Annotated in this window: 18 protein-coding genes and 1 pseudogene; 3 read left to right on the top strand and 16 right to left on the bottom strand. The window is 51.2% G+C overall.

Annotation, left to right across the window (positions count from 1 at the left end; genetic code table 11):
- Window positions 1–46 precede the first annotated feature (46 nt).
- From NSS64_RS04860 to NSS64_RS04800, 13 genes and pseudogenes are all read right to left on the bottom strand, one after another.
- Window positions 47–442 (bottom strand): hypothetical protein, encoded by a 396-nt coding sequence (locus NSS64_RS04860; protein WP_341139379.1) that lies wholly within the window; start codon window positions 440–442, stop codon window positions 47–49.
- A gap of 23 nt (window positions 443–465) precedes the next feature.
- Window positions 466–1419, bottom strand: a complete 954-nt coding sequence (rsmH, locus tag NSS64_RS04855; protein ID WP_340752294.1) for a 16S rRNA (cytosine(1402)-N(4))-methyltransferase RsmH — start codon at window positions 1417–1419, stop codon at window positions 466–468.
- Between the two features lie 39 nt (window positions 1420–1458).
- Window positions 1459–1896, bottom strand: coding sequence for a division/cell wall cluster transcriptional repressor MraZ (gene mraZ / locus NSS64_RS04850; RefSeq protein WP_036724286.1), 438 nt, complete (start codon window positions 1894–1896; stop codon window positions 1459–1461).
- Between the two features lie 209 nt (window positions 1897–2105).
- Window positions 2106–3377, bottom strand: a complete 1272-nt coding sequence (locus tag NSS64_RS04845) for an adenosylhomocysteinase (protein WP_340938893.1) — start codon at window positions 3375–3377, stop codon at window positions 2106–2108.
- 25 nt (window positions 3378–3402) lie between these two features.
- Window positions 3403–5034: a bacillithiol biosynthesis cysteine-adding enzyme BshC gene (gene bshC, locus NSS64_RS04840; protein WP_341139378.1), complete on the bottom strand. Its 1632-nt coding sequence runs from the start codon at window positions 5032–5034 to the stop codon at window positions 3403–3405.
- 194 nt (window positions 5035–5228) lie between these two features.
- A complete protein-coding gene (locus tag NSS64_RS04835; protein ID WP_036724386.1) occupies window positions 5229–6149 on the bottom strand; it encodes an ABC transporter ATP-binding protein in 921 nt (306 codons plus the stop codon).
- A gap of 194 nt (window positions 6150–6343) precedes the next feature.
- Window positions 6344–6567 (bottom strand): annotated as a pseudogene (locus NSS64_RS04830) (peptide ABC transporter ATP-binding protein); the annotation flags it as partial.
- Between the two features lie 25 nt (window positions 6568–6592).
- Window positions 6593–7540 carry an ABC transporter permease gene (locus tag NSS64_RS04825; protein WP_341139377.1) on the bottom strand — a complete coding sequence of 316 codons (948 nt, stop codon included), beginning with the start codon at window positions 7538–7540 and terminating at the stop codon, window positions 6593–6595.
- A 3-nt stretch (window positions 7541–7543) separates the two neighbouring features.
- Entirely contained in the window at window positions 7544–8476 is a 933-nt protein-coding gene (locus NSS64_RS04820; protein ID WP_340938890.1) for an ABC transporter permease, read from the bottom strand.
- Between the two features lie 224 nt (window positions 8477–8700).
- On the bottom strand, window positions 8701–10419 hold the full coding sequence (locus NSS64_RS04815; protein WP_341139376.1) for a peptide ABC transporter substrate-binding protein: 1719 nt from the start codon (window positions 10417–10419) through the stop codon (window positions 8701–8703).
- A gap of 150 nt (window positions 10420–10569) precedes the next feature.
- Window positions 10570–10956, bottom strand: coding sequence for a DUF3397 domain-containing protein (locus tag NSS64_RS04810; RefSeq protein WP_036690228.1), 387 nt, complete (start codon window positions 10954–10956; stop codon window positions 10570–10572).
- 6 nt (window positions 10957–10962) lie between these two features.
- Window positions 10963–11943, bottom strand: coding sequence for a ketopantoate reductase family protein (locus NSS64_RS04805; protein ID WP_341139375.1), 981 nt, complete (start codon window positions 11941–11943; stop codon window positions 10963–10965).
- A gap of 137 nt (window positions 11944–12080) precedes the next feature.
- Window positions 12081–12728: an RsfA family transcriptional regulator gene (locus tag NSS64_RS04800; RefSeq protein WP_340938887.1), complete on the bottom strand. Its 648-nt coding sequence runs from the start codon at window positions 12726–12728 to the stop codon at window positions 12081–12083.
- 346 nt (window positions 12729–13074) lie between these two features.
- Between NSS64_RS04800 and NSS64_RS04795 the strand changes: the two genes are divergently transcribed.
- Both NSS64_RS04795 and NSS64_RS04790 read left to right on the top strand, forming a co-directional pair.
- Window positions 13075–13311 (top strand): DUF2626 family protein, encoded by a 237-nt coding sequence (locus NSS64_RS04795; RefSeq protein WP_036724295.1) that lies wholly within the window; start codon window positions 13075–13077, stop codon window positions 13309–13311.
- Window positions 13312–13484: 173 nt separating this feature from the next.
- On the top strand, window positions 13485–14621 hold the full coding sequence (locus NSS64_RS04790) for a coiled-coil domain-containing protein (protein WP_340938886.1): 1137 nt from the start codon (window positions 13485–13487) through the stop codon (window positions 14619–14621).
- On the opposite strand, the gene NSS64_RS04785 is transcribed toward NSS64_RS04790, so the two are convergent.
- Together NSS64_RS04785 and NSS64_RS04780 are read right to left on the bottom strand one after the other, a co-directional pair.
- Entirely contained in the window at window positions 14613–15845 is a 1233-nt protein-coding gene (locus NSS64_RS04785) for an extracellular solute-binding protein (RefSeq protein WP_341139374.1), read from the bottom strand. The genes NSS64_RS04790 and NSS64_RS04785 overlap by 9 nt on opposite strands.
- A 398-nt stretch (window positions 15846–16243) precedes the next feature.
- Complete coding sequence (locus tag NSS64_RS04780) at window positions 16244–17575, bottom strand: PhoH family protein (RefSeq protein ID WP_036724299.1); 1332 nt, start codon at window positions 17573–17575, stop codon at window positions 16244–16246.
- Between the two features lie 106 nt (window positions 17576–17681).
- Here NSS64_RS04780 and NSS64_RS04775 point away from each other — a divergent pair, with 106 nt between their 5' ends.
- Window positions 17682–18257: a YhcN/YlaJ family sporulation lipoprotein gene (locus NSS64_RS04775; RefSeq protein WP_341139373.1), complete on the top strand. Its 576-nt coding sequence runs from the start codon at window positions 17682–17684 to the stop codon at window positions 18255–18257.
- Window positions 18258–18291: 34 nt separating this feature from the next.
- On the opposite strand, the gene NSS64_RS04770 is transcribed toward NSS64_RS04775, so the two are convergent.
- Complete coding sequence (locus NSS64_RS04770; RefSeq protein ID WP_036690242.1) at window positions 18292–18744, bottom strand: pyridoxamine 5'-phosphate oxidase family protein; 453 nt, start codon at window positions 18742–18744, stop codon at window positions 18292–18294.
- Window positions 18745–18811: the final 67 nt, after the last annotated feature.

Here is an 18811-nt window from a genome sequence, read left to right as displayed (position 1 = left end):
AAGGTACCTCACAACCTCTATTATTGCGATTGCCGTTCATCGCTGATTATTTACCGGCTTTGTCAGTAGCCTGGCTGTTAAGCGGAACATAGATAGTAGAGTCCTCAGAAGGGACCACAAAGCCCATTTCCTTCGCCCGCGGGACAATCGTCTGCTCCAGCGTCTGCTTCTCCATCTGATAGGTGGCAATTTGCTTTTTGTTATTGGCGATTTCGCTGTCCAGCTTCTGGGCCTGCATATTCAAATCGTAAATATGGACGTAACGCCAGATCAGGGCGGCTGCTACCAGAATAAAAGCTCCCAGTGTCAGCAGGTACATAAGCTTCTCCTGCAGCGGAAGCACTCTCCGCGTGGTAACAACTTTCTTTTTCTCACGGTAGAGCGGGTTGGTCTCTTGTTTTCTCTTGGGTTGAACTGCTAAATTACCGCGGGTATAAGCCATCTCTGATTCTCCTTTATCGTCATCTACAATTTCTCTGCGATACGCAGCTTGGCTGAACGGGCACGCGAGTTAAGCTCCAGCTCTTCTTCCCCCGGCACAATCGGCTTGCGGTTGATCAGCTTCAGGGTGCCTTCGGCACCGCACACGCAGTACGGAAGGTCAGGCGGACAAGTGCAACGGCTCAGATAGCTGCTGAAAATCTGCTTGCAGATCCGGTCCTCCAGCGAGTGAAAGGTAATAACAGACACCCTTCCCTCAGGCGCCAGACAGCGTACAGCGGCATGCAGCCCTTCCTCAAAAGCGCCCAGCTCATCATTGACAGCAATCCGCAGCCCCTGAAAGCTCCGCTTGGCCGGATGTCCTCCGGTCCTTCTTGCCGCCGCAGGAATGCCTTCCTTAATCAGCTCGGCCAGCTCTCCGGTGCTCTCCACCGGACGTTCTTCCCTGCGCTCTACAATCTTCCGGGCAATCCGCCGGGAGAATTTCTCTTCTCCATACTGGAAAAGCACCCTGGCGATTTCCTGTTCACTCCAGGTGTTGACGATATCCGCCGCGCTCAGCTGCGCCGACTGGTCCATCCGCATATCCAGCGGAGCGTCATGGTTGTAGCTGAAGCCCCGTTCCCCTTCATCAAACTGCGGAGAGGATACTCCCAGATCAAAGAGAATCCCGTCTACTTGGGGAACTCCATCCTTTTGCGGAACAAATGGCAATCCCTTCAGCACCTGCTCCAGATCGCGGAAGTTGGTCTTGACGGTCACCACCTTGTCGCCGTATCCGGATAATCTCTCCTTCGCGTTGTTCAGTGCCCAGTCATCCTGATCCAGACAGATCAGCCGTCCCCCGCCGCTAAGCTTGGATGCGATAAGGGCGCTGTGCCCGGCTCCCCCGAGCGTACAATCTACATATAGGCCATCCTTCTTGATGTGCAGCCCTTCTGTCGCTTCTTCTTTTAGTACCGTGATGTGGTGAAACAAGCTGCATCCCTCCAAGGCAGTAATTCGAAATGTTATGTTTTATAGATCAAAATTGAAATCCACCAATTTCTCGGCGATTTCGTTGAACGATTCCTCTGACTGTTCGAAGTACTGCTCCCATAGCTCCTTGTTCCAGATCTCCACCCGGTTCGAAACGCCCAGAATAACACAGTCCTTGTCCAGCTTGGCATATTGCCGCAAGTTTCCCGGCAGATTCACCCTGCCTTGCTTGTCCCATACACACTCCGTCGCTCCCGAGAAAAAAAAGCGGCTGAAGGCACGGGCATCCGATTTCATCAGTGAAAGGCTTTTAAGCTTTTGCTCCATGATTCCCCATTCTTCCATGGGATAAACAAACAGGCAGGAGTCCAGGCCGCGGGTCGCCACGAAGGAGGTTCCAAGCATGTCACGGAATTTGGCCGGGATAATGATCCGTCCTTTATCGTCAATGGTATGCTGGTATTCCCCCATAAACATGATCTATTCCCACCTCTACATCCCGATTCCCCACTTTGCCCCACTTTTCACCACCTAAGCATAATAGATTCGCCATTAAAAATCAAAAACCTTTTTCCGGAGCAAGGTAATTTTTTCTTATTTGTCAAGAGGCTATTCCTGCATCCCCTGCGGACACGCAAAAGCCCGGGCCAATGTGATTGGCTCCGGGCTCGTGCAGATCCATATCCTTAGTCGTTCAGATTCCAGCTGTCCAGATACTCGACTTGCGCCTGTGTCAGGCTGTCGATGGATATCCCCAGACTTTCCAGCTTGTAACGCGCTACCTGCTCATCCAGCTCATAGGGAACATTCTCCACTTTGACACCAATACTCTTATAATTGTCATTCACATATTTAAGGGACAATGCCTGGAGTGCGAAGGTGGTATCCATAATCTCTGCCGGATGGCCATCGGCTGCGCCAAGGTTCACCAGACGTCCTTCGGCCAGGAGGTACAGCTTGCGTCCATCCTTCAGCTGATACTCTTCGATATTCTTGCGCACCGTCCGCTGCGACACTGAGCGCTCAGCCAGCTCCGGCTTGTTGACTTCCACATCGAAATGTCCGGCATTGCAGAGAATCGCGCCATCCTTCATCACATCATAATGCTCACCACGGATCACATAACGGTTACCTGTGACTGTAACGAAGAAATCACCGTGCTTCGCAGCTTCGAGCATCGGCATGACATGGAAGCCGTCCATATGCGCCTCTACCGCCTTAATTGCATCCACTTCCGTAACAATTACGTTCGCCCCAAGCCCCTTGGCCCGCATCGCTACCCCTTTGCCGCACCAGCCATATCCCACCACAACCACGGTCTTGCCGGCCACAATCAGGTTCGTAGTGCGAACAATGCCGTCCCATGCCGATTGTCCTGTGCCATATCGGTTATCGAACAAATATTTACAATAGGCGTCATTTACAGCCACCATCGGGAACTTTAGCATTCCTTGCTTCTGCAGTGCCTTAAGGCGGATGATACCGGTAGTTGTCTCCTCAGCACCACCACGGATATTCTCCATCAGGTCGGGTCGTTCGGAGTGCAGCAGGGTGGCGAAATCACCGCCGTCATCAATAATCAGGTCAGGCTTGCTCTCCAGCGCCTTGATGTTCAGTGCTTTGAACTCCTCCGGGGAGGGGTTGTACTTGGCGAACACCGTAATGCCGTCCTCAACAAGCGCAGCGCACACATCGTCCTGGGTAGATAACGGGTTGGACCCTGTAATCGTTACCTCAGCGCCGCCAGCCTGCACTACCTTGGCCAGATAAGCAGTCTTGGCTTCCAGGTGAAGGGTGATCGATACCTTGAGCCCCTTGAACGGCTGCTCGGCTTCGAACTGCTCACGGATACGGTTCAGTACCGGCATATGCTGGCGAACCCAGTCGATTTTGAGATGCCCCTCGGGTGCAAGCGACATATCGGCAACAATACTGTTTTGCTTGGATAATGAACTCATGGTAGGACCCCCTAGAATAATTTGCTTACATATAAATAATACGGTGTGTTCCGCTGTAGTCAGCAGGCACAGCCATCAATTCCTCCAGCCATTCCAGCCCGTACCGGTTCAGATAATACATCATATTGTAGACCCGCTCCTGAAGCTTGCCCAGCGGCATTAGCGATAGCTCAATCCGTTCCCACTGGCGCAGCGCAGCCTCATTCTGCTTCTCCATCGCATCCAGAGCTTTGCCCTGCAGGAAGGAGATCTGGTCAATAATCTTATCCTTATTATTGCTGCCCAGCTTCAGCAGGCCCGCCTGAATACTGCCAAGCTGTTCGATCAGCGGCTCATACATCCCGGAGAATGCTGATTTGATCTCTTCGAATTTGTCTTCGAGCTTCAGCTCATCCTGAGCGTTCAGCCACGCCTTGCGTTTATCATCCAGACCAGTCTGCACATCCGTGAAGGATAAGCCGTATTTATCCATATGCTTGCGAAGCGTTCCCTCAATCACTGTAAAAGACATGCGCGGAATAATCAGCGGCATCTGTCCATCCAGCACCCTGAAGGCTTGATGCGGAATGGCCCAGTAAGCCATTTCCCCTTGTCCAAGCACCGTAGCAAGTACAGGAAGTACATAGTCCTGCATCAGCGGACGGGTTAGCACATTGTTGCTGAACCGTTCGGGATGGCTCTCCAGCAGCTCCAGCAGCTCGGAACGAGAGAATGAGACAGTCGCCTTCCGGTCTGCGAACCGCCCCTCCACCTTATGGAGCAGAAGCCTTGCACCTTCATGAATATAGAAAAGATTCGCATTGCCGGGCGTCACATCAGCCTGCAGCTCATATCCGCTCGCCTTAATCCGTTCAGCCGCTGCAAGATAGGCCGCCTCCAGTTCGTCATTCCGTTCGATCATGGAAGCGAACATGGGCGCTTCCAGCCTGCGCAGCGCAGGATCGGCCGAATCCAGCAGAATCAGTCCGAATTTGCCGAACAAAGACCCCATTAGCTTGGCAAATGCCTCCGTCATATTCCCGGCGCCCGTGGATGCAGCCGTAACCAGCTCCATCAGCTGCAGTTTGAATTCACTGTCCTGCAATAAGCCGTCCAGCTGCGTAACCGCCTGAAGCCAGCTCTCGGCATCTACCTGGATCTCGCTGACCGAGGACCGGGGTCCTTCGCCTTTATCCAGCTTAATACGGGTAATTTCGCCTGTCCGGTTCAGCACATAGGTATGATTGACTTCATCCCAGTCATGATCCTCACCCGCAATCCAGAACAGCGGAACGACCGGCCGGCCAAGCTGGGCCGCTGCCTCTCGGGCCGCCTGAATCGTAGTAATGGCTTTATAGACCACAAAGAGCGGGCCGGTGAACAAGCCGCTCTGCTGGCCGCCTGTCACCACTAGGGTATCCGGCTGTTCCAGCAATTCTATCGAGCGGAGGACGGCTTCATGGGTATTGTATTTCCCGTTGTAGCTGCGCAGGTACGATACAACCTCTGCGCGTTCTGCCCGCAAGCTTCCTGTACAATCAAGCCACGCTGCGCGGTCTTCCCGGCTCTCCTGGCTGCGGAAGTCCCCGCCATACAAATGTCCTACTGTTTCGTATTGATGTATATAGTCACTGGCGAGCGCAGATCCGCCCGGCAGTGGTTCCGGTACAACATTCATTGATAATGGCCTCCTTGTTCTGCAATAACCCGCTGCTATATGTAATTCATAAATCGGTAAACCCTTTATGATTGTATCCAAAGTTGAGTGTGGCGTCAAAGTAATATACGCCATCCTTTTGAAGGATATCCGTAAATTGAAAGAATAGGCGAGAGCTGAATGCTCCCGCCTACGTTCCGCCTGCCATTTTAAGTTTAGGCAAATTGCTTGGCTACGAAATGTCCCTTGGACACCTCAACCAGCTCATAATCGCTGTCATTTGTTTTCTCGCCGGCTGCATAAATCGGGCTGCCCAGCTCATCATGCAGATGAATGCGTTTTTTGTTGGCTTCAACCTCTGGGTCCGGAACCGGAATCGCCGAGAGCAGGGATTTGGTATACGGATGGATCGGATTAGCGTACAACTCTTCGCTTTCCGCCAGCTCTACCATTTTGCCCAGGTACATAACGGCCACACGGTCACTGATATGCTTAACCATGGACAAGTCATGCGCGATGAAGAGATAAGTCAGTCCAAGACGATCCTGCAGCTCCTTGAGCAGGTTAACGACCTGCGCCTGGATGGATACGTCCAGTGCCGAGATCGGCTCGTCACAGACGATGAACTTAGGGTTCACGGCAAGCGAGCGGGCAATCCCGATACGCTGGCGTTGTCCGCCGGAGAACTCATGCGGATAACGGGTGGCATGGTCATGGTTAAGTCCAACCATATCCAGCAGCTCTTCAATCCGCTTCTTGCGTTCCTGCCGGCTTCCGGCCAGATTGTGAATATCCAGTGCTTCACCGATAATATCAGACACGGTGAACCGTGGGTTAAGCGAGGCATACGGGTCCTGGAAAATCATTTGCATATCCCGCCGCATCGCCTTCATCTTGCCGCCGGACAATTTGTAGATATCTGTACCATTGTATTTCACGCTTCCCGCAGTCGGTTCATACAAGCGGAGAACGGTACGGCCGGCAGTTGTCTTGCCGCAGCCCGACTCCCCTACCATCCCCAGGGTTTCGCCTTCGCGGATCGAGAAGCTAATATTATCAACTGCCTTAAGAACTCTTCCTTTGCCCACATTGAAATATTTCTTAAGACCTTCTACTTCAATCAGATTCTTGCTCAGATTCTTACTCAAACGAACTGCACCTCCTTGGCCATCGAATGCAGATTTCAGCAGTGCGCTATAAGCGTATCACTGAACTCTGTGAGGTCTTATGCTGCAGTGCCGCACAAGACCATTGGTGTATTAAGATAACCCTCTCATCTGTCCCGGCAACTGCGCCGGGGTTCAGTGTATTCAGGATGATGGAGATCCCAAGCGAATTGCTGCACTTCGCCGGAGAATTCGTGGGGATATTGGTTAAAGCGAGCCTCCGCTTTCATAATGCCTACTAGCTTCAGCATTTCAACAGCTTAATGATTCGCTTCGGCCGCTAGCATATTCTGATGTTAATCAAAACTTCGGTTATCTGATTGCCCACTTGGATCATTGGGTTCAAAGAAGTCATCGGGTCTTGAAATATCATGCCAATATCTTTGCCGCATGGGTTCCACCATAGTGTATTTCTATTTCTTCAGCTTAGGGTCAAGCGCATCACGCAGACCGTCACCAAAAATATTAAAGGAAAGCATCGTTAAACTGATAAGAATCGCAGGGAACAGGAAACGCCACGGATAGTAAAGCCAGCCGGTCAGCGAGTCATTGATCATCGATCCGAGTGAAGCTACCGGAGCCTGTACACCAAGACCAAGGAAACTCAGGAACGCTTCGGCAAAGATGGCATTCGGCACGGACAGCGTAATCGTTACAATAATCGGTCCAACCGCATTCGGCAAAAGATGCTTGAATAGCAGCCGCTTGGACCCTGCACCCATCGAACGCGAAGCCAATACGAACTCACGGTTCTTCAGCTGCATAATCTCGCCGCGCACAATCCAGGACATCGTAATCCAGCCTGTTATCGTCAGCGCCAGGATAATGGTACCAAGGCTTGGTTCAAGTACAACCAGCAGCAGGATAACTACCAGCAGGTATGGAATGGAGTACAGAATTTCAGAGATCTTATTCATGATATTGTCTACACGGCCACCGAAATAACCCATGATTCCGCCGTAGATAACCCCAATGAAAAGGTCAATGGCAGCAGCGGCAAGGCCGACAATCAGTGAGATTCGTGCGCCGTACCAGGTACGGACAAAGATATCGCGCCCCAGATCATCTGTACCAAACCAGTGAGCGGATGATGGGGGCTTATTCGTGTTGAGCAAATCGTTAGAGTAGTAATTGAACTTTGAGAAGAACGGCGCAAAAATTGCAGCCAGTACGATCAGTCCAAGAACCCCCAGAGCTGTCATTGCCATTTTGTTCTGGCGCAGGCGCTCCCAGGAATCCCGCCAGGCGGACAGACTTTCGCGCTGAATGACTTCAGCTTGTCGTTCATCAACTCCGACCTTACGGAAATCTTCCGGTTTCAGGTTCGCATCCTGCGATACCAAGTTTTTGTCAGAAGCCACTCGTTAGCCCTCCTTTCCGCCAGATAGTTTGATACGCGGATCTATAAACACATAAGCAATGTCAGTGATAAACCGCGCTACCATAAGCAGTACACCATAGAAGATGGTAATCCCCATAATAACGGTATAATCACGGACGCCAATCGCTTCGACAAATTGCTTGCCGATCCCGCCGACACCGAAGATCTGCTCAATAACGACCGAACCGGTTACGATGTTAGCCGTCATAGGTCCCATATAGGTTACCACCGGCAGAATTCCGTTACGCAGCACGTGGCGGCTCAAGATGGCTGCCCAGCTTAGGCCTTTGGCCTTAGCCGTCTTAATGTAATCTGCATGCAGGACCTCCAGCATACTGGAGCGCGTCAGCCTCGCTATGAAGGCTATAGGCTGCGCTGATAACGCCGTTACCGGGAGGACATAATACATTGGCCCTTTGAACCCGGAGACAGGGAACATGTGGAACTTGTAAGCAAACACATATTGCAGGAGCGAGGCGACTACAAAGCTCGGAACCGCAATCCCCAGCACCGCCAGCACCATTGCTGCACTATCAATAAACTTACGGTGATAGAGTGCCGCCATCATGCCGAGGAAGACTCCGACAATAACCGACACAAGAATTGCGATAAGCCCCAGCTTCAGAGACGCCGAGAATGTCTGGCCGATCAGGTGTGTTACATCCTGATTCAGACGCTTCATGGATACACCCAGATCACCCTGGGCAATGTCACCCAAATACTTGAAATACTGATGATAGAGCGGCTTGTCCAATCCATATTGCTCGTATAAACGCGCTTTTATTTCTGGTGGAATCTTCTTTTCAGAAGTAAACGGGTCCCCCGGAATAGCTTTCATCAGAAAAAAGGTCGCTGAAATCAGCACAAATAGCGAAACAAGCATATAGAAAAACTTATTGGCAATATAACGAACCATCCCCATCAACACCTCCTTTGACTTTTTTGAGACACATAATTAGATTTTATGAAAAAAATGGCCTTTTGTCTAATTTCTTATTTTGTAAGTTAGTGAAATCTTTAACAAAAAGCCCGAAATGCAAAAAAAAGGGATATATATGGAATTCCACATATATATCCCGAAGTGTAAAGCTCCCTTCAGACTATCACTATTCAGTTCATAAACTGAAGGTTCTGCATTTCTTAGTGCTCAAGCAAGTAAGCACGAGTGAAGTCAATGGCACCGCTGAAGTCAAGAGTTACACCTTTGAGGTACTCTTTAGTCAGGGAGTTGTTGGTGTAGTAGTAGAACGGAATCAGGATCATGTCATCCTGAATGATCATTTTCTCAGCCTGAGCAAACAATTCTTGGCGTTTTGCCAGGTCAGAGCTTGTTTTCGCTTCTTGAATCAGCTTGTCATACTCAGGGTTAGCGTAACCTGTATCATTGTTACCACCGCCTGTTACCCACATATCCAGGAAGGTCATTGGATCATTGTAATCCGCAGTCCAGCCGGCACGTGCGATCTGGTAGTTCAGGTTCTGACGGTTGTCGATGAATACTGCCCACTCCTGGTTCACCGTGTTAACAGTGATACCCAGAGCCTGTTTCCACATATCAGCTACAGCCAAAGCGATTTTCTTGTGGCCTTCACTTGTGTTGTAAGACAATTCAATTGGTGGCAGCTCAGTCAGACCTTCTTCAGCCAGACCTTCTTTCAGCAATGCTTTGGCTCCTTCAATATCTTCCTTGAAGTAATCGTCTTTAACTGCAGTACGGTATTCACCGTCAGCGCCCGCGATACCTGGAGGTACATACCCGAATGCCGGAAGCTGTCCGCCCTGTGTTACGTTGTCAATCAGGGATTGACGGTTAACTGTCATAGCCAATGCTTTACGGATTTTAACGTTATTGAAAGGTTTTTCAGTGATGTTGAATTCATAGTAGTAGGTACTTGCGATACCTTTTCTCTGGAATTCGTTAGGAAGCTCTTTTTGTACGATTGGCACCTGTTCTTGCGGGATTTCACCGTGAGGTGCGCCAGCGCGGTCAAGCTCGCCGTTCTTGTAGCTCAAGAGTTCAGTTGCTCCACTGTTAACCAGGGAGAAGTCGATTTTAGCCAGCTTGATGTTGGCAGCATCCCAGTATTTATCGTTCTTGCTAACTTGCAGGGATTGGCCGGTAGTCCACTCAGTCAGTGTGAACGCACCGTTAGTGATCATAGTGTCTTTGCTTGTAGCCCATTTAGCATTACCCTCAACGGATTTGTGTACAGGGTAATAAGTATAGAAGGACAGAAGGCCAAGGAAGTAAGGAGTTGGTGCTTTCAGCGTAACTTCAAGAGTTTTCGCATCTACAGCCTTTACGCCCACTTCGTTGAAATCTGCAACTTTCTTAGTGTAGTATTCTTCACCATTCTTCAGGTAGTACAATTGATAAGCGTAAGGTGCAGTAGGATCTGTGTTAGGGTCGAGCACGATTTTCCATGCGCGAACGAAATCAGCAGCTTCTACAGGGTCACCGTTGCTCCACTGTGCATCACGCAGGTGGAACGTATATACCAGTCCGTCAGCGGAAATATCCCACTTTTCAGCAATACCCGGCTCAGCTTGGCCAGTTTCATCATTCATGCGGGTCAGGCCTTCATACATAGTTTTCAGGACGGTGTTGGCTTGGCTGTCCTGAGCTTGTGCAGGGTTAAACGTAGGTGGTTCTGCAGTCAGGTTGACTCTAAGTGTCTGGTCAGCAGCCAGCTTCTCGTCACCTGTTGTTCCTGTGTTCGTGCTGCCCTCTGGTGCAGTCGTCGCCGCTGCATTGGTGCCGCTGTTCGCATTGTTCTTGTTACCGCCGCAGCCAGCAAGCACTGTGCCGATCACGAGAACCATTGCGATCATGAGCAATAGACTTTTACTCTTCTTCATCTAGCAGTTCCCCCTAAATAGAATGTGGTATATGGTTTATGATTATACAACCAGTGGTCAAAAAAATCTAGAGCAATATTTTCTGAAAACGACTTTTTTTTAATTCTTTAAAATTTTGTGACGTTGACGCTTCACCGGAGCAGTGGAACGTTACATCGCTTGTGATATGTATTGAATGAGGCCTACCACCATAAATAATACGTAACCTACGCCCAGGAAAAAGAAAGAAAGCCGCCACACAGCACGAAGTAACCGTTTTCCGTCCACCCCTCCTTTGAGACGGTTTTGCGCGCCGCCAATCAGTCCGGCGGATATTAATACAATAAGTAGTATAAGAAAGAATCCAAAGGTTGAGTCAAAAATGATATTAAACAGTCCCGAAACTGACAGCAATAAAAATAAGGTAGTTACATCCATCGCCAGCATCATCGTTTTCCTCTTATCATGCCTCAGCCCGATTCCTGCGAAATACACAATCAAAAAAGGAACAATCGGAATAACGCTTAACACGCCGAACGAATTCCGGAGAAATTCCAAACAGCTTCACCCCTCCCTCACAGTCATGCCTTCTACCAGTCCGCAGATCCAGCGGTGCAGCGGAGCCTGAACGCCCTGCCGCAGCCCCATATTCACAATGCTTCCGTTAATCCAGCGGATTTCCGTCTCCCTTGCAGCAAGTACGTCAGCCAGCATCGATGATGTATTGCCCGAGGTCGCACGGCATACTTCAAGAATGGCTTCCCAGGCACCCTGCTCTAGGGTGATCCCGCAGGCCTCGAATATCCCGATTGCCTCTGTATACAGTTCCTTCATAAGGTGTACACGTGCAGGGGAGGCCAGCAATTCGCCGTTCTGAACCCGCCAAATGGCGGTTAAAGGATTAATTACAGCATTGATCAAGAGCTTCCGGTAAATGATGGTATCCACTTCTTTCGACAGAGAAGCGTGAAATCCTGCTGAGGCAAGAGCTTCTATGAAACTAATTATCGCCGTAGGCTCAGATGCCTGCCGGTCAGTTTCATGAATATTTATAGGAGAGCTGCTCTTCCCTATACATATTTCCCCTTTGCCGGCATGAATAACCTCTGTTAATGTTTTCCTCTTCGCCGCCTCTGTCGTTACAGCTGCCCAGATGGATGATTGCGGCAGCAGACCCCCGAGCAGCTCCAGATGTCCGCAGCCGTTCTGAAAGCCTATGATTACAAGCTTCCTGTCTCTTAGCGGCCGGAGAATCGCAGGCAGAGCTTCATGAAGCACCTTCTGCTTAACCGTAATCAAGGTAACCTCCCCCGGCTCAGTCAGCTGACACTGTGTATATTCTTCTACCGGTGCAGCGGAGAAGCTCCCGCCTGGAAGCTGTGTCGCCTCCTTGCCATCTTCATAGCTGACAGTCAGCCCCCGTTCGGATAATGCCCTGCTCTGCTCCTCCCCCCTGCACCATATCCGTACTTCAGCCCCACCGGCGATCAGCCGGCCTGCAAGCAGCAGCCCCAGTGACCCCGCACCTATCACATCTATTCTCACTAACCCTGCCCCCTGCCATGCCAAGCTCCAATAATTTTCCTAATTATATCCTGCCTGTCTCTGCAAAAGCAAAACAAAAAACCCTGCTAATCCGTTGCTGTTACGCATTCGGACGCAGGGCTCGCTGCCTAAATCTTCTATTCAATCCGTTCCAGGTTTCCGTTCGCATCCATTTTGAAGCGGGTCTTCTCTTCATCCTCTTCATTCAGAAAAGCCAGCCTGCGGGCACGGTCCATAATCTGGATCAGTGCCTTGTAATCATCATTGACCACACGGTAATCGCTCTGGGCAAGATTAACCTCTCTGGATAAGCGTTCATTCTCCACTCTCAGCTCTGAAAGCTCTTCTTCCTTCTCCCGCAGATCACGCTCCAGCATCTTAAGCTGTCTTCCGGCCTCCTGGAACGTTCCTTTCCATTGCCGCAAAAAGCGGATGACGGCATCGATGGACAAGCTGTTCTCGCTTAATCCTTCGCTGCGGCTGTAATCTTCCTCAATGTCACCGAGAATCAGTCCGGCTACCTGCGCCCCGCGCGAAGCAGGCTGTTTTTTCAGATAGCTCCGTTTCTGGCGCTGGCCTTTGGCAATCCCGATGGCCTCCTCGTAGCTTTTGCGCACGCAGCTGTTCCAGCGGAAACCGCAGGCAGCCGACGTTCTGCCAATTTTTTCACCCACCTCTTCAAAAGCAGCAAGCTGTGTGCTGCCCTCTCGGATATGACGCAGCGTTATTTCTGCCAATATCAGATCATCTTCTGCACTCCAAGCATCCTGTCTAACGGCTGTCATAAAGCCTAACCCTCCTAACAACATCATGAAATAACCATCTTCAGAACCGGCAGCTCCGCCGGGTAGTGAATAGGGATAAAAGCTGCTTACTCCATTTCTATGCCTCTATTAGAGTTCATAGAATCTATTTGATACTAATTTGTATTGCCAATTTGTCTGGACCTCATACTCCCTTTGCTATAAATTCTCCTTTTCGAAACAAAAGGCTTGTGTCAATAATAAAAATCATATATTTTATGAAATTTTGAATTTTTTTCAATGAATTCGTTTACAGTGTTTTGGAGAGCCGTTATAATAAAGCTAAAGCAGCTGTTAGCCGGATTCATACTGGAAGGGGGACCCTCTCTTGGACCGCATGTTTCGCGTATTAGGATTTTTTACACTCACCATCGGACTTATGGCTTTTGCCGGCAATCTCACGGAAATGGCCCTGCTATTCTTTTTGCAAACCGCTTTTTTTGTGATTCTGGGCTATATGAAATTTACAGAAAAGACCTACATTCTGCTCTTTTGGGGGTATATGATCCTGACGTTTACAGGCTTCAGCTATTGGACGATATTTGAGATGGAATTGCCGCTCTAACGCATATATATAGAAATGAACGGATATGGCTTCTTGCTTTATGGGAGCATTTCCGTTCTTTTTGTTTGCAAAATTGTAGTTCGGGGAGACGCAAAACAGGGTATGATATTTTAACAGGCTGAAACATATGAATAGTACATACCTGTCTAACTCTGTTCAAGGTGGTGGTGCAAGTGTTATCCCGTAATACGGTTCGCCGGTTATTCGCAGCAATATTGATCCTCACCTGCATCGCTATGCCGCCGGCTTCTCCGGTCTATCTGTCCGCCGGTTCCGGCTCCCCTTCAGGAGTCAGCGCTCCGCCGCCCTCTATGCCGGATGATGAAGAGACCCGCAAGCTGCTGGAGCAGACGCTGTCCTCCGCAGAGCTTGAACGTGAGATTGCCCGGATTACTGCAGAACAACAGACGCTGGAGCACAAAGCCGCTGAGCTGGAGGAGCAAGCTGCTGCCAAGCAGAATAATATCGCGGATCAGCAGGAACGGGCAGGTGCTGTTGTGCGGGCCTATTATATGGGGGAACGGGATGGACTTCTTACCGCATTCCTCTCCGCCAAAAGCATCAGCAGGCTAATCGCTCTATTTGATTATTATGAGATTATTATGGGGCAAGACCGGAAGACGCTCACGGAATATGAGACGCAGTACAAGGATTTGAAAAGCACACTCACGGCCGCCCGGCGCAGCAGTCAGGAGCTGTCAGAGCTCAAAACGGCGCTCGAAGAGCAGCAGAAGCGTATGCTTGCCTTAGATAAGGAGATTGCAGGCGGGATTCAGGCCAGTACAGATCCTCAGAGTATGGAGCGGCTGCTGGAGGAGTTCAGTAAATATTGGGAGAATATCGGACTGCATGAGGTGCGGAAGTATTTCAAAGCGCTGGCTTCTGCGATGAAGCAGCTGCCGGAGTTCGTCCAGAGCCGGGATGGCGTGCTGGTGCGCAAGGGGATGACCTATAATCTGGCCCTTTCCGAAAAGGATCTGAATGAGTTCCTCGTAACCCAGAACCCGCTGTTCCAGGATTTCCGGTTTGCATTCAAGGACAATTCAGTCTCGGCAACGGGTAAAAGCGGGGGCTTGTCGCTGTCGCTGACCGGCCGCTATACCATACAGCAGGAGCCTGTCAACGGATTGATGTTCCATGTTGATCATGTGGTATTCAATGGCCTGGAGCTGCCGGATACCACCCGCCAGGCTCTGGAGGAGGAATTCGATCTCGGCTTCTATCCGGCGAAGATTGTCTCCTTCCTGCAGGCCACCGAGGTCTCAAGCTCGGACGGCATCCTGCATGTGAAGCTGTCCCTCTCATTCTAACGGAGGCTTTACCACCGCTTCATAAGCGGCGGCATTCAGCTTGCCGGTTAACAAACCAAGCGCCGCCTCCGCCTTCCGGTTCCACTCTGCCTCAGAGCCGGGACTGGGGGTGTTATCCTCTGCAAGGAACCATCCGGCTTCCATTGGCAGCTTCCCAATCTTGGGCTGAGTTGCCCGGTACAGCTCATCCAGTGCCGGCAGACGGTCCGTGTTCTCCAACCATTCCAGCTGGGCCGTGCTTGAAGTCACGTAGGCGAGCCATTTGACCGCTGCTTCCGGACTGCCGGATTGTGCAGGAAGGGCAAAAAAACGGCTGTGAATACCCTCGTAGCTCGGTATACCCTCCTGCTTTTTCGGCATCTGCACCGCCAGCGTCGAATTCCCGTGCTTCTCCCACTCCGAGAGCGGCACAGCCGCCACCGCAAGCTTCCCATCCTGCAGCAGCTCCCAGATCTCCTTATTGAACCGGCTGGTCAGATACAAATAGCTGCGCGCCGCTTCTGTCCACTGAGCCTGCTCAAGGCTGGCGGAGCGCAAACTGCTGCCCATACTATGCAGTACGGCGGCATATCCGTACGGATTCCGCGTATCCATAGCCAGCAGATAACGCTTCTTCTCCGGGTCCTCCTTCAGCCGGCCTAGCAGCATATTCCACTGCTCCAGGCTTGCAGGCACCTCCGCAAAACCCATTCCGGCGAGCCGCTCCGGCGAATACACAAGGACATAGGGATCGATATCCAGCGGCACTCCCCAGTTATATCCGTTCCACTGCATCTGCGGAATCAGCATCGTAAGCGGCGTGCTCCCGGGAACACTCTGGTAGATATCTACCGGCAGCAAATAGCCCCGGGTCGCCAGATCATAGATGCTGTGGCCGTCCAGCATCACAATATCCGGGCTTGTCCCAATGGTTAGTTCATCACGCACCTGTGCTCCCCCGTCTTCCGCCTCTACATTCTTAAGGCTCACGCTGACTCCGCTGGATAAAGTGTACTCTTTGCTAATCTGCTCCAGCACGCTGAACTCCTCCGTACTGAGCGAGACGCGGATCTGGAGGCTCTCGATTTCCCCTGCTTCCCCTGAAGGAGGACGCTCTGATTGGTCCAGCGGCTGTCTGGGCGGATAGCTTCTATGATCCGTATTCAGCTCCATGCTGGGTGACAGGCTTGTCAGAGCCAGCAGCAGAACTGCAAACAGCAGCCAGTAATTTTTGCGTTTCAGCACATGCGCCCTCTCCTTCAGCGTTTCTTATTCCTCATTTTAGCAGAGATGCAGGCGCTTGTCTTGGGTTGTGAAACCGTTCTCTTTATATAGAAGGAAACGGCGGGATGGGAGCACCTAAGGAACATGGTAGCAAGTTGGCGGTAGCCGCACCTACGGTGAATATTTGGACTTCCGGCCGCTGTTGTATACAGATTTCTTGATCCAAACCGCTGTTCGCGGTTGAAATCCGTATACAAAGGCGGACGCTCCCGCTCCTACAGTTCCAAAATTCCCCTCCGGTGCTGTCGCCTTATTGCTTCAGCTAACCACAGAAACTCCCTTCCCGCCGTAAGGGGGAGGGCATACAAAAGCCGGGAGTGGTTAGCTCCCGGCTTTTAATGGTAGTTGGTTTCAGAAGGTTACAGCAGATCGGCGGCCAGCTGGGCCAGATGCGAACGCTCGCCCTTTTCCAGTGTAATATGTCCGCTGATGCCCTGCTGCTTGAACTTCTCAACGATGTAACTGAGTCCGTTACTCGCCGCATCCAGATAAGGGTGGTCTATCTGCTCGGGGTCACCCATCAGGATCACCTTACTGCCCTCGCCGGCCCGGGAGACAATCGTCTTCACTTCGTGGCGGGACAGGTTCTGCGCCTCATCAATGATAATGAACTGCGACGGGATGGAGCGGCCGCGGATATAAGTCAACGCCTCAACCTGAATACTTCCCAGACCCATCAATATTTTATCGATATCCCCTGCCTTCTTGGTGTCGAACAGGAATTCGAGGTTATCATAAATCGGCTGCATCCATGGACGGAGCTTCTCATCCTTCTCTCCCGGCAGATAACCGATATCCTTACCCATCGGAACCACCGGGCGGGCAATCAGCAGCTTCTTGTATTTGTGCTCATCCTCTACCTTGAACAATCCGGCGGCGAGCGCCAGCAGCGTCTTGCCTGTTCCCGCCTTGCCCGTGATGGTCACCAGCGGAATGTCATCATTCAGCAGAAGCTCAAGCGCCATCCGCTGCTGCGCATTCCGGGCACTAATGCCCCATACCGCATCGTTGCCCAGATAGAGCGGCTCCAGACGGGAGGCATCGCTGTTGACCTTCAGCAGCGCTGATTTGCCGCTGCCGATCTCATCCTTCAGAATGACGAATTCATGCGGATACAGCGGATAGGACAGCGCCAGCTGCTTCGTGGGCAGGAACCGGTGACTGTAATATTCATCAATCAGTGAAGGATGGGCCATCAGCGACTGGCAGCCGGAGTACAGCTCATTCAGATCGCCGGTGCGGTCGGACAGATAATCCTCCGGAGTTATACCAAGCACATCCGCTTTGATGCGGACGAGAACATCTTTACTTACAAGCACCACAGGACTCGGGTCAGCCTTCTCGTTCTCCTCATGAAGATAATTGAGCGCGACAGCGAGTATCCGGTTGTCATTGGAGACTTCGCCGAACATCTCCTGTACCTTGACGAAGCTGCGGTGGTTAAGCTCCACCTTCAGCGTGCCTCCGTGGTCCAGTACCACCCCGCTATGCAGGTGGCCCAGCTCCCGGAGTCCGTCTAACAGACGCGATACGGTGCGGGCGTTACGGCCGATTTCATCGGCATTACGCTTCTTGGAGTCGATTTCTTCCAGGACTACAGCAGGAATGACCACTTCATTCGCCTTGAAAGCAAAAATCGAATTGGGGTCGTGCAACAGCACGTTAGTGTCCAGTACGAATATCTTTTTCATGTTATCCCCTCCACAGCGCCTGGTTTGATTGATCATACATAACTCTTTTCAGCAAGGGCAAGATAAGGTAAATCACTAATTCTCAGGCTGAAAGGAGTACGCACATATGAGAAAATCAATGTGTCTGTTACTGGTACTGCTGCTGCTGACAAGCTGCGGTATCGCTAATAAAGAGACATCACCCTCTCCTCAGGATAAACAATCAGCTGGCACTTTAAACAGCCAGGGGAACCGCGGAGTGCGGACATTGTCGGAAGATGGTACAGCCCTACAGGAGCCCACCCCGGACTCGGGACAGCCTTCAGAAGGCAAGCGCGACAGCGATGTGGCACTCAAGGATCATTTTGAACAATTAGCGCGAAGAGTCCCAGGTGTGGAAGGCGTCCACTGTGTCGTCATGAACAACCTTGCCGTGGTCGGCATTGATGTGGACGGCGCCCTTACCCGTTCGCGGGTCGGAAGCGTGAAATATTCGGTAGCCGAAGCGATCCGCAAGGACCCGAGGGGCGTAAGAGTCCTGGTGACTGCCGACATGGACCTCAGCAGCAGACTGGCCGAGATGGGCAAGCATATCTCCAAGGGCAACCCGGTCTCAGGCTTCGCCTCCGAGATGGCCGATATTATCGGCCGGATCATTCCGCAGCTGCCGGAGGATATAGAGCCGCAAGGCAATACCCGGTAGGAGCTAATTTCAAAAAAAGCCTAGTGATAGCACACTAGGCTTTTTGCATGGCGGCAAACACCTGTCCGTCCAGCTTCTCAGCCGCACGTGCATCGTATACCTTCGCATATTTCGGAGCAGATTCCAGGTGCGCACCATAGAACAGCGCATTGCGGACCGCTTCAATCTCAATATCAAAACAGCACATCTTAAACGGAACATCCGGCAGCGGGTCCAGCCGAACAGCAGCATGACCGTTAATGGCATGCACCGTCCCTTCACCAAACACGGTAATCGTTACCCTCGGGTTAACCTTCATGTTGTTCACTAGTCTGGAGCGGTGGTCCACAGCCAACCGGACAATGGAAGGGCTCACAGCATAGATCCAGGAGATCGCAGTCGACGTAGGTCCGCCGGATTCTGCATCCACAGTGTTAAGAAGAACAAACGTCTCCGATTGCAGCATAGCTAGCAGAGTTTCATTGAGCTGAGCAACGGCTTCAGACATAGTTACAGGCCCCCTATGCAGCAAGAATACATTCAATTTATTATATTATAGCACAGGACGAAACTTG

It is taken from the genome of Paenibacillus sp. FSL H8-0122, assembly GCF_038005345.1.
Taxonomy (GTDB): Bacteria; Bacillota; Bacilli; order Paenibacillales; family Paenibacillaceae; genus Paenibacillus_AQ.
The sequence above is the reverse complement of the archived record's forward strand: the minus strand, read 5'-3'. Positions and strand labels throughout refer to the sequence as shown.